We start from the raw sequence: 10,852 nt of genomic DNA, 5'->3' as shown, positions 1-10,852 counted from the left end.
CTCAGCCTGCGCTCTCGTCAGCAGTCCGGCTCAGCTCACCGGTGAGGAAGGTGGCCAGCTCGTCGATGGTCGGGTGGTCCCAGGTGACGGCGGGGTCCACGACCAGGCCCCACTCGTCCTCGATCGCGGCGGCCAGACCCATCGCGTGCACCGAGTCCAGGCCGTACTCGGCGAGCAGCACGTCCGAGCGCACCACCGGGTGTCCCAAGTGGACCGACACCTGGTCGGTCAGCCACTGCTTGACGTCGCTCATGCCTGGTACTCCGCATCCAGATCCGACTGGAGGAACAGCTCGCGCATCTGCGAGCGCATGACCTTGCCGCTGGTGGTGCGCCGGACTCCGCCGCGGCGCAGCAGCGCGAGCCCGCCCACCTGCACGCCGAACTCGCGCGCGACCGTCTGCTTCATCCGCTGAGCGAGGTCGCGCAACGCCGCCTCGTCCTGGCGGCCTTGGACCTCGTGGGTGACGACGAGTTCGGTGTCGACCGTGAAGACCGCGCCGACGTTGCCCAGCTCGGGGTGCTGCGCGCGCAGCTCGTGCTCGATGTCCTGCGGGTAGAGGTTGCGCCCGCGGACGATCATCATGTCCTTGAGCCGCCCGGTGATGTAGAGGTCACCCTCGTGCACCGTGCCGAGGTCACCGGTGCGCAGGAAACCCTGGTCACCACAAGCCGTCTCGGCCAGGAAGGTCCGCGCTGTCGCCTCGGGCTTGCGCCAGTAGCCGCGTGCCACGTTGGGTCCGCGCAGCCAGATCTCGCCGACCTTGCCGTCCGGCAGGACTTCACGCGTTCCGGGGTCGACGACGCGCACGTCGCTCAGCGGCGCGGCGCCGTTGCCTGCCAGCGCACGTCCGGTGGAAGACGGCACGAAGTCGTTGTGCGCCAAACGTTCCGGATCGATCACCGTGGTCTTCGGCGGCCGTGATCCGGTACCGGAGACGAACACCGTCGACTCGGCCAGGCCGTAGCACGGACACGCCGTCTCCTGCCGGAAACCCGCGGCCGCGAACCGTTCGGCGAACGCGGTGATCGTGGCGACGTGCACCGGCTCCGAGCCGTTCACCGCGTAGCGCCAGCGGGACAGGTCGAGCCCGGCGATCTGCTCGTCGGTGACCCGGCGGCAACACAGGTCGTACCCGAAGTTCGGCGCGGCGGACCAGCCGATGTCGTACCGGTCGATCATGGCGAGCCACTGGTGCGGTCGCTTGAGGAACGTCGTGGCGCTCATCAGGACGCAGGTCGTGCCGAGGAAGAGAGCGGGCAGAGTCTGCGCCATCAGGCCCATGTCGTGGTAGTGCGGTGCCCAGCCGCCGAACCGGGTGTCCGCGGGGATCTCCAGCGCGGTGATCATCGTGTGCGCGTTGACGAGCAGGTTCCCGTGCGTCACCACGACGCCCTTGGGGTCGCCGGTGGAGCCGGAGGTGTACTGCAGCAACGCGATCGTGTCGTGGTCCGCACGCGGCGCGGTCCACCGGGACGCGTCACCGAAGTGGTCCTCGTCGGTCGTGAGCACCGGCAGGTGGCCGATGCCTTCGGCGTGCGCCCACTCCCGGACGGTGCCTGCGTTCGCGGTGTCGGTGAGCACGACCGACACGTCCGCGTCCGCGGCGATCCCGCGCACCCTGCGGCGTTCGTGCGGGTAACGGCCGGGCAACGGCGCAGGCACCGCGACCACACCCGCGTAGAGGCAGCCGAGGAAGGCGACGATGAACTCGACCGGCGGGTACAGCAGCAACGCGCGGGACCCCGGCGGGAAGAGCTCGCCCAGGCGGGCCGCGATCGCCCGCGCCTCGGTGTCCACCTCGGCCCAGGACAGCCGCCGGATGGCCGCGAGGTCCTCGCCGACCCAGATCAGCGCATCCTGCTCCGGATGCCCGTCCACGTGTTCTCGCAACAACTCGACGGCATTGGCGCGACGCGTCAGATCAATCATCATCCACCGATTCCCCTCATCGCCCGACCGAAAGCGACGATCGCAGTGACGAAACTGGCAGTCAAGCAATCAAAGGGGCTCTCACCTGCCCATACGCCGACTGAACAGGATGATTAGGCCCAGCCGAAATGTGGCTGGGAGACGTCATTTCGCGACCGCTTAAGAGCATGGCCGACGCAATTGCGGAGACCTAGGCTCAGCTCGCCACACGTCGGGAGAAAATTAGGGAGCCGGTATGCGCAACCGAAAAGTCGTCATCGTCGGAGGCGGCACCGCGGGGTGGATGACCGCGTCCTACCTCAGGACCGCGTTCGGTGCGGGCGTCGACATCACGCTGATCGAGTCGGACAAGGTCAACACCGTCGGTGTGGGCGAGGCGACGTTCAGCGACATCCGGCACTTCTTCCAGTTCCTCGGACTGGAAGAGCAGGACTGGATGCCCGCCTGCAACGCCACGTACAAGTTAGCCGTGAGATTCGAGAACTGGCGCCGCCCAGGGCACCACTTCTACCACCCCTTCGAGCAGATGCGGTCGGTCAACGGGTTCCCGCTCGCCGACTGGTGGCTGCGGAACGGCCCGACGGACCGCTTCGACCGTGACTGCTTCGTCATGGCGGCCCTGTGCGACGAGGAGCGCAACCCGCGTCACCTCGACGGCAGGCTCATCGGCCAGGGCTTCTCCGAGGACGCGGAGGAGTTCGCCGGCCTCACGATGTCCGAGCACCAGGGCAAGACGCAGTTCCCGTACGCGTACCACTTCGAGGCGGCGCTGCTCGCCAAGTTCCTCACGAAGTTCGCGGTCGACCGCGGGGTGAGGCACCTCGTCGGCAACGTCGAGGACGTCGTGCTGAACCAGCAGGGCGACATCGACCACGTGCTCACCGCCGAGCACGGCGCGTTGCACGGCGACCTGTTCATCGACTGCACCGGCTTCCGCGGCCTGCTCATCAACAAGGCTCTGGAGGAGCCGTTCATCTCCTACTCCGACGTGCTGCCCAACGACAGCGCCGTGGCCCTGCAGGTGCCGCAGGACATGGAGAAGCGCGGCATCCGTCCGTGCACCACGGCGACCGCGCAGGACGCGGGCTGGATCTGGACGATCCCGCTGTACGGCCGCATCGGCACCGGCTACGTCTACGCGCGCGACTACCTCGAGCCGGAGCAGGCGGAGCGGGTGCTGCGCGAGTTCGTCGGCCCGGCCGCCGCCGAGGTCGAGGCCAACCACATCCGGATGCGCATCGGCCGCACCCGCAACGCGTGGACCCGCAACTGCGTCGCGATCGGCCTGTCCAGCGGCTTCGTCGAGCCGCTGGAGTCGACCGGCATCTTCTTCATCCATCACGCCATCGAGCAGCTCGTGAAGTACTTCCCCGGCCCTGGCTGGGAGCCGACGATGCGCACGATGTTCAACGACGCCATCCGGCACGTCATGGACGGCGTCCGCGAGTTCCTCTGCCTGCACTACCTCGCCGCGGCCCGCGACGACACGCAGTACTGGAAGGACACGAACACCCGCCGACTGCCCGACGGCCTCGCCGAGCGGCTGGAGCGCTGGCAGGTCCAGCTGCCCGACAGCGAGAACGTCTTCCCGTACTACCACGGCCTTCCGCCGTACTCGTACATGTGCATCCTGCTCGGCATGGGCGGCATCGCCCTCAAGCCATCCGCCGCCCTGGCACTCGCCGACGACACCGCCGCGCTCAAGGAGTTCCAGTACATCCGTGACCGCGGCAGTGAGCTCATCGAGGCGCTCCCCACCCAGTACGACTACTTCACGCGCATGCGTCCGGGCGCACGGTAGGCCGTCATGGCGACGACTGCGCGCACCGATTCCCTGCGGGGTACGGCCACGATCGCGCTCGGACTCGGAGCCGTCGCCCTGCTCGTCTGGGCGCTCGGCGGTGACTCCGGCTCCACCGTGGACACCACGGGCAAGTTCATGATCACGGTGACGCTGGTGCTGCTGATGAGCCAGCTGTGCGGCCGGGCCGTGCGGTTGCTCCGGCAGCCGCCCGTGGTGGGCGAGGTGCTCGGGGGCCTGCTGCTCGGCCCGTCCGTGCTCGGCCTGCTCGCACCTTCCTTGCAGGAGTGGCTCTTCCCCGCACCGGTGAAGTCGGCGGTGCAGCTCACCGCTCAGCTCGGGCTGGTGGCGTTCATCTTCCTGCTGGGCTGGGAACAGGACGTGCGCAACCTGCGCTCGTCCGGACGGGCCGCCACCGTCGTCGCGGCGACCTGCCTGGTGATCCCGTTCGGCTCGGGGCTGCTGATCGGCGTGCCGCTGATGCCCGCGCTGCCGACCGCGTTCTTCCTCGCGCTGGCACTGAGCATCACCGCGCTACCGGTGCTGGCCCGCATCCTGCAGGACGTGGGGATGGCCGAGACACGGCTCGGCCGGATCGCGGTCAGCGCCGCGGTGCTCGACGACGCGGCCTGCTGGGCCGTGCTGGCGGCCATCCTGCCGTTCGCCGGCCAGCACTCCCGCTCGCCGTTGCTCACCCTGGCCGCCGGTGTCGCCCTGGTGGCGGTGCTGGTGTTCCTGGCCCGGCCACTGCTGGACGTCCTGCTGCGCACGGCATCCCAGTCGGCGGTGCTGACCGTCGCGGTCGCGGGCGCGCTGGGCACAGCGGCGATCACCGAGATGATGGGCTTGCACTCGATCCTGGGCGCGTTCCTGTTCGGGCTGGTGATGCCACGCCGTTCGGTGGACCAGGAGGCGACCACCCAGCGCATCAAGGGGTTCACGGTCGCAGTGCTGCTGCCGTTGTTCTTCGCCTACATCGGCATGAACACGTCGCTGCAGTCGATCTCCGGCCAGTGGGGCCTGCTCCTGCTGGTGCTCTTCGTCGCGGTCGCTTCGAAGTTCATCGGCGGTGCGCTGGGCGCACGGCTGGCCGGCCTCGACCGGCGCGAGGCCGGCGTCCTCGGCGTCCTGATGAACTGCCGCGGCATCACCGAGCTCGTGGTCGCGAACCTCGGGCTCGGCCTCGGCCTGATCGACGGGACGATGTTCGCGATCCTCGTGGTGGTCGCGTTGCTGACCACAGTCCTGACCACGCCCGCCCTGGGTCTCCTGAACAAACGGCAGGAGGTGTTCGCATGACCCAGCTCGTCGACACCGTCGACCAACGGCAGTTGCGCACCGCGCTCGGCCACTTCGCAACCGGCGTCGCCGTGGTGACGACGCTCGTGGACGGCGCCCCCATCGGCATGACGGTGAACTCGCTGTGCTCGGTGTCGCTGGCGCCACCGATGCTGTTGTTCTGCGTGGGACACCGATCCCAGCTGCACCCCCTGTTCGCGTCGGCGTCACACTTCGGCGTGCACGTGCTTTCCGCACGCCAGGAGGAGGTGTGCGAGCAGTTCGCCCGGCCCGGTCGTTCACGGTTCGGCGACCTGGAGTGGCAACCGGGACTCACCGGCGCTCCCCTCCTGCCGAACTCGTTGGTGACACTGGAATGTGCGGCGGAGCGCGTGATCCCGGCCGGGGACCACGACATCGTGCTGATGTCCGTGCAGCACCTGCACCCCCTGTGCGGCGACAGCCCGTTGCTGTTCTTCGCCGGCGCTGTGCGCGACCTCTGAGCAGGACTTCGGTGCTCGCCGAAGATGCGGGGCCAGCGCCTCACCGATGCGGGCAAACTGGACGCGTGGGCGTCGACACGGCGTCCGGCGCGTTCTTGGCCATGGGCGCGCCGGTGATCCGTCCCGACGGCGTACTCCGGAGAATCAGGTCGAGATTCGTCTCGACCTGATTCTCCGTCGCGAAACCCACCGAGTGGATCGCGGCGGCCCGCGCCGCCGATCTGCCGCGCCTGCGCAGTCTCACCAACGGTCTCGAAATCGATCGGTCCGCTGTGGACGCCGCCGTCACGCTGCCCTACCACAACGGCCGCACCGAAGGCGTCAACAGCCGCACCAAGAGGACCATGAGGCAGATGCACGGACGCATCAGGGTCGACCTCCTCCGCCGCCGCGTCCTCCTGCCCTGGCGGATACCCAGCGTCACCACCGACTACGGGCCAGAGCCGCTCGTTTTACAGTCCCTCACGCGGTCGAGCGCGGCATCAGCCTGTTCAAGCAGCACCGAGCGGTGGCCACGCGATACGACAAGCTCGTCGTCCGCCACCGGGCCACCATCGACATCGCCGCCATCAATATCTGGCTACGCCACCTTTGAAACACGACCTAGGCTCGATCAGTCACCAGGCCAGGACACGACTGACAAGGATGTGCCATGCCCAGGACGCTCGTGAAGGATCTTGCCGCGCACATCGGTGAGCGGGTGACCGTCTACGGGTGGATCAACACCGCCCGCCTCCAGCGGAAGATGCAGTTCATCGTGCTCCGCGACCACACCGGCATGGTCCAAGTCACCAACAAGCGCACGGAGCCCCCGTCGGACGTCGAAGAAGCGCTGGAGTCCACCTCCATCGAATCGGCGGTCAAGATCAGCGGAACGGTCCTGGCGAACCCGGTCGTCAAGCTGGGCGGCCTGGAACTGGTCCCGGATTCGGTCGAAGTGGTGAACGCTGCGGTCGCCCCGCTGCCGATCAACGAGCAGACCGGCATCGACCAGCGGCTGGAATGGCGCTTCCTGGACCTGCGCAACCCGGCGCGGCACCTCATCTTCGACGTGCAGACCACGGTCGAGGAGGCCATGCGCGAATTCGCCTACGGCGAGGGCGCCACCGAGCTGCACACGCCGAAGTTCATGGGCACCGCGTCCGAGTCGGGCGCCGAGGTCTTCAAGGTCAAGTACTTCGACCGGTTCGCCTACCTGGCGCAGTCGCCGCAGTTATACAAGCAGATGGCGGTGTCCGGCGGGATCGACAAGGTCTTCGAGATCGGCCCGGTGTTCCGAGCCGAGCCGTCGTTCACCTCGCGGCACGCGACCGAGTTCATCAGCATCGACGTCGAGCTCGCCTGGATCGACGGCGTCGAGGACGTGATGAGCTTCGAGGAGCGGATGCTGGCGCGCGTGCTGGCCGCGGTCGCCGAGAAGCACGGCGACGCCATCCGCGAGCTGCTGGGCGTCGAGGTCGTGGTGCCGGAGCTGCCGTTCCCGCGGATCGCCATGCGCGAGGCCATCGAGCTGCTCACCGCGCAGGGCTGGAAGCCGGAGAAGAACAAAGGCGACCTCGACCCCGAGGGCGAGCGCTCCCTCTCCGCCCTGGTCCGCGAGCGCCACGGCCACGAGTTCGTGTTCATCACGGACTTCCCGGCCAGCGTGCGGCCGTTCTACCACATGCGGCACGCCGACGACCCCACCCTGACCCACAGCTTCGACCTCCTCTGGAAGGGCATCGAGATCACCACCGGTGCCCAGCGCGAGCACCGCTACGACGTGCTGGTCAAGCAGGCCGAGGAGAAGGGCGTGGACACCGGACCACTCGCCTCGTACCTGACCTCGTTCCGGTACGGCACCCCGCCGCACGGCGGCCTGGGTGCGGGCCTGAGCCGCATCCTGATGGTCATGCTCGGCCTGGACAGCATCCGCGAGTCGACCTTCCTGTTCCGCGGGCCGACCCGGTTGGAGCCGTAGGACGACGGCCGGTCCTGGCCGGGCGCCCGGCCAGGACCGGCCCTCACGCCCGCACCAGCTCGACGGCCAGGGCCCGCTCGACCGAGCATGATCGTGAGGCGTGGCGCTACGACTGCTGTACCCGGTCTTCGTCCGGGTCGTCGGCTCACGACATCGTGCTATACACCGCCGCCGTCGCCCTCGGACAACTCGTCGCCGGGGAACTGCTCCCCTCGTCTAGAGCCGAAGACACCCTCTACGCAGCCGCCACCCACATGATCAGCGGCGAGTGCGGGTGCACTGACCGCGAAGTGCGCCGCGTCATCAGCCGGGGCATCCAGGCCGGCCACGACAAGCCCCGCACCGCCCCGACGCGACGGGGTGCGGCGTGAACGTGTTGGAGCTGTTCGCCGGGATCGGCGGCCTGTCGCTGGGCCCGGAGCGCGCCGGGATGCGCGTGGTCGGGCAAGTCGAGATCGATCCGTTCTGTCGCGCCGTACTCGCCAAGCACTGGCCGGAGGTCGACCGCCATGACGATGTCCGCACCGCTGTTCGATGGCGGCGCTCCAAGCCCCGACCGCGGGTCCACCTCGTCGCCGGTCGATTCCCCTGCCAACCCGTCAGTGACGCAGGCCTTGAGCGCGGCACCGAGGACCCCCGATGGCTCTGGCCCGCGTTCCTCGCCGTCGTCCTCGCTCTTCGACCCGACTGGGTTTCTCTGTACTTGTCGAGCTCGGTCGTAGATCGAGGGTCAGGCTTTGCGAACGCGGGTCGCGCGGAAGCGGAAGCTGTCCTGCTGGGCTGCTTCGTAGTCGAACTCGACCTGGTCGCCGGCTTCCAGGGCGCGGAAGCCGTCCATTTCGATCGCGCTGAAGTGGACCTACGCGTCGCAGCCCGCCGGCAGGTCGGGCGAGGCGATCGCTCCCCATCCCTTCTCGGGTTTGAAAAACTTGACGGTGCCGTGTGCCATGTCGGCAGCATGGCGGACACCTGCCGGCGGGGCAATCGAGTTCGGGTGCCTGGTGGGCGTGGCGTGGCTGGCCGTCGGGAAGGCAGCGCGTGCGGAGTGTGAGGTTGTCCCCGAAGACCGGACACCGGATTTCATGCCACGAGGGCCAGACCTCGACGACAACCGACGCGGACCTCCTGCGGGGTGCGATAGTCGAGTGTCGAATGTAGACGGTCGTGGTTGTAGTAGCCCAGGTAAGCGAAAACGCCGCGTCGGGCGTCGTCGCGGGTGTCCCGGACGGTGGTGCCGATCTCGGTCTTGAGTGTGGCGAAGAACGACTCCGCGACCGCGTTGTCGAAGCACGACCCGGTCCGCCCCACCGACGTCCGGATGCAGTGCCCGGCAAGCGCCGGAGCGGAACAGCCCGGAGGTGTATCGCGATCGGCGTGAAAAACCGCATTACCGCTGATCAGGCCGCGTTCAACGGCGAAGCTGAGGGCGTCTCGGGCCAGTTCGGCGCGCATGTGGTCGGCCATCGCGTGCCCGATGACCTCGCGGTTGTGCAGGTCGATCACCGTGACCGGGTAGAGCCACCCCTCCGGCGTGGGCAGGCACGTGATGTCACCGACCAGCCGCCGGCCCGGCGCCGGCGCGGTGAAGTCCCGACCGGTCAGGTTCGGCACCGGTGCTGTGACGGCATCGTGCCTGGTCAATGACCTGCGTCGCCTGCGGGTGAGACCGACGACCCCGCGACCGGACGGGTGGGCAGGCCCGGCACCTGCCTGTCGTACGGCACCCGGATCGTGATCCCCTGCATGACCAACCCGTGGTCCAGGCAATCGGTCTATGCCATGACGCCCTGGGCGGTGCCGGCTGAGTACGAATCGCCCGAACAGCCGTACACGTTGCCGAGGCGAAGCGGGCGCACCGGACCCGCGTCAGCTCCCGTAGTCGGTGTGCATCAGGCGCTTGACGTCGGCGAGGGTCGCGTCGGCGATCTCCGCGGCCCGCTCGTTGCCCGCAGCCAGGATCCGGCGTAGCTGGGCGCGGTCGTTGATCAGCTCGGCCCGCTGCTTGCGGATGTCCCGGAAGCGCTCGTTGACGGCTTCGGTGACCAGCCGCTTGAGCGCGGCCGCGCCGCCCGCGCCGACTTCCTCGGCCACCGCCTCCGGCTGCCGCTCCAGGCACAGCGCGGCGAGCAGGACCAGGTTCGACACGTCGGGCCGGCTCACCGGGTCGTAGGTGATGTGCCGCTCGGCATCGGTCTTGGCGCGCGACAGCAGGCGCGCGGTCTCGTCCGCGGTCGCGCTGAGCGCGATGGCGTTGTTGCGGCTCTTGCTCATCTTCTGGCCGTCGGTGCCCAGCAGCACGGGCGCCTCGCTGAGCAGGGCCGCAGGCTCGGGAAAGTAGCGGCGCTTCGGGCTGTAGCGGCGGTTGAACCGGCGGGCGATGACCCGCGCGACCTCCAGGTGCGGGAGCTGGTCCTTGCCGACCGGCACCACGGTTCCCTTGCAGAACAGGATGTCCGCTGCCTGGTGCACGGGGTAGGTGAACATCAGGCCGGACATGGCGGCCTGCCCGGCGGCGGCGGTCTCGTCCTTGACCGTCGGGTTGCGGTTGAGCTCCGCAACGCTGACCATGCTCAGGAACGGCAGGAACAGCTGGTTGAGCCCGCTGATCTGGGAGTGCGCGAAGATGGTGGTGTGCTCCGGGTCGATGCCTACGGAGAGGTAGTCAGCCAGCAACGCGTCCACGTCCTCCGGCAGTGACCGCGGGCTGTCCCGGTCGGTGATGGTCTGGTAGTCCGCGACCAGTACGAACATCTGCACCCCGAGGTCCTGGAGGCGGACCCGGTTGCGCAGCGTCCCGAAGTAGTGCCCGAGGTGCAGCGGACCGGTCGGCCGGTCACCGGTCAGCATCCGGTGCGCCGTCGGGTCGGTGCGCAGCTCCTCCTCCAGCCGGGCGCTGCGGGCCTCGGCGTCGGCGAAGGATCGGTCGGTCAGCTCGCCGTCCACGGCATTGTTCTCGGGGTGATCCATGTCGCTGGAGTCTACGGGGGACGTCGATCGCGGCTCGCAGGCGGCACGCGGGTCGGGCCGAGGTCTTCGCGCAATCGATTCGTTCGACGGAATCGCAGGCGCGCACTGCGGACACTTCGGACTTCCCGGTCAGCGCGGGCCGATGGGGGTCAGCCCGGACTCATGATTCCAGAAAACGTGGAATCTTTCCCCGAACGTCGCAGTCGACGCTTTCTCGATCTTCTTCGGGGGCGTTCGAGATGGAATTGCTACGGTGCGGCACCAGTCATTGGTCCAGAATGGTGAATATGCACCTCGTGATCATCGGGGAGTCGTCGCCGACCGTGGCCCGCCCGTTGTCGTCCTGAGCCGAATGAGTGCAGTTGGCCGAGTTGTGTCGATTTCCGTTGGATGTTTCTGTACGGTGGCGAA

General features: G+C 68.3%; 10 protein-coding genes and 2 pseudogenes. 7 read left to right on the top strand and 5 right to left on the bottom strand.

Translation table 11 applies throughout. The annotated features are described in order from the left end of the window. Window position 1 precedes the first annotated feature (1 nt). Together JOF41_RS04760 and JOF41_RS04755 are read right to left on the bottom strand one after the other, a co-directional pair. Window positions 2-253 carry an acyl carrier protein gene (locus JOF41_RS04760; RefSeq protein WP_189226197.1) on the bottom strand — a complete coding sequence of 84 codons (252 nt, stop codon included), beginning with the start codon at window positions 251-253 and terminating at the stop codon, window positions 2-4. Then, window positions 250-1,881 carry a fatty acyl-AMP ligase gene (locus JOF41_RS04755; protein ID WP_209616388.1) on the bottom strand — a complete coding sequence of 544 codons (1,632 nt, stop codon included), beginning with the start codon at window positions 1,879-1,881 and terminating at the stop codon, window positions 250-252. Before JOF41_RS04755 ends, JOF41_RS04760 begins: the two co-directional genes overlap by 4 nt. Between JOF41_RS04755 and JOF41_RS04750 the strand changes: the two genes are divergently transcribed. The 7 genes and pseudogenes from JOF41_RS04750 to JOF41_RS38740 all read left to right on the top strand — a co-directional run bounded on the left by JOF41_RS04750 (window position 1,870) and on the right by JOF41_RS38740 (window position 8,525). Beyond that, a complete protein-coding gene (locus JOF41_RS04750) occupies window positions 1,870-2,049 on the top strand; it encodes a hypothetical protein (protein WP_209616386.1) in 180 nt (59 codons plus the stop codon). The genes JOF41_RS04755 and JOF41_RS04750 overlap by 12 nt on opposite strands. 118 nt (window positions 2,050-2,167) lie before the next feature. Next, window positions 2,168-3,733: a tryptophan halogenase family protein gene (locus JOF41_RS04745; RefSeq protein WP_209616383.1), complete on the top strand. Its 1,566-nt coding sequence runs from the start codon at window positions 2,168-2,170 to the stop codon at window positions 3,731-3,733. A 6-nt stretch (window positions 3,734-3,739) separates the two neighbouring features. Next, window positions 3,740-5,032, top strand: coding sequence for a cation:proton antiporter (locus tag JOF41_RS04740; protein WP_189226200.1), 1,293 nt, complete (start codon window positions 3,740-3,742; stop codon window positions 5,030-5,032). After that, entirely contained in the window at window positions 5,029-5,514 is a 486-nt protein-coding gene (locus tag JOF41_RS04735) for a flavin reductase family protein (protein WP_189226201.1), read from the top strand. The genes JOF41_RS04740 and JOF41_RS04735 overlap by 4 nt, the downstream gene beginning before the upstream one ends. Window positions 5,515-5,693: 179 nt before the next feature. Continuing rightward, window positions 5,694-5,915: pseudogene (locus JOF41_RS36650) on the top strand (transposase); the annotation flags it as partial. A gap of 251 nt (window positions 5,916-6,166) precedes the next feature. Continuing rightward, a complete protein-coding gene (aspS, locus tag JOF41_RS04725) occupies window positions 6,167-7,474 on the top strand; it encodes an aspartate--tRNA(Asn) ligase (protein ID WP_209616378.1) in 1,308 nt (435 codons plus the stop codon). Between the two features lie 367 nt (window positions 7,475-7,841). Beyond that, window positions 7,842-8,525, top strand: a complete 684-nt coding sequence (locus tag JOF41_RS38740; RefSeq protein WP_443705457.1) for a DNA cytosine methyltransferase — start codon at window positions 7,842-7,844, stop codon at window positions 8,523-8,525. A 29-nt stretch (window positions 8,526-8,554) separates the two neighbouring features. Here the strand turns inward: JOF41_RS38740 and JOF41_RS04710 are convergent, their stop codons facing one another. From JOF41_RS04710 to trpS, 3 genes and pseudogenes are all read right to left on the bottom strand, one after another. Continuing rightward, on the bottom strand, window positions 8,555-9,085 hold the full coding sequence (locus JOF41_RS04710; protein WP_307867231.1) for an integrase core domain-containing protein: 531 nt from the start codon (window positions 9,083-9,085) through the stop codon (window positions 8,555-8,557). 44 nt (window positions 9,086-9,129) lie between these two features. Then, window positions 9,130-9,312: pseudogene (locus tag JOF41_RS36640) on the bottom strand (chitinase); the annotation flags it as partial. Between the two features lie 28 nt (window positions 9,313-9,340). Then, on the bottom strand, window positions 9,341-10,441 hold the full coding sequence (gene trpS / locus JOF41_RS04705) for a tryptophan--tRNA ligase (protein ID WP_209616372.1): 1,101 nt from the start codon (window positions 10,439-10,441) through the stop codon (window positions 9,341-9,343). Window positions 10,442-10,852: the final 411 nt, after the last annotated feature.

It is taken from the genome of Saccharothrix coeruleofusca (assembly GCF_017876325.1).
GTDB classification, from domain to species: Bacteria; Actinomycetota; Actinomycetes; order Mycobacteriales; family Pseudonocardiaceae; genus Actinosynnema; species Actinosynnema coeruleofuscum.
Note: the sequence above shows the minus strand (reverse complement) of the source record. Positions and strands in the feature narration are given on the sequence as shown.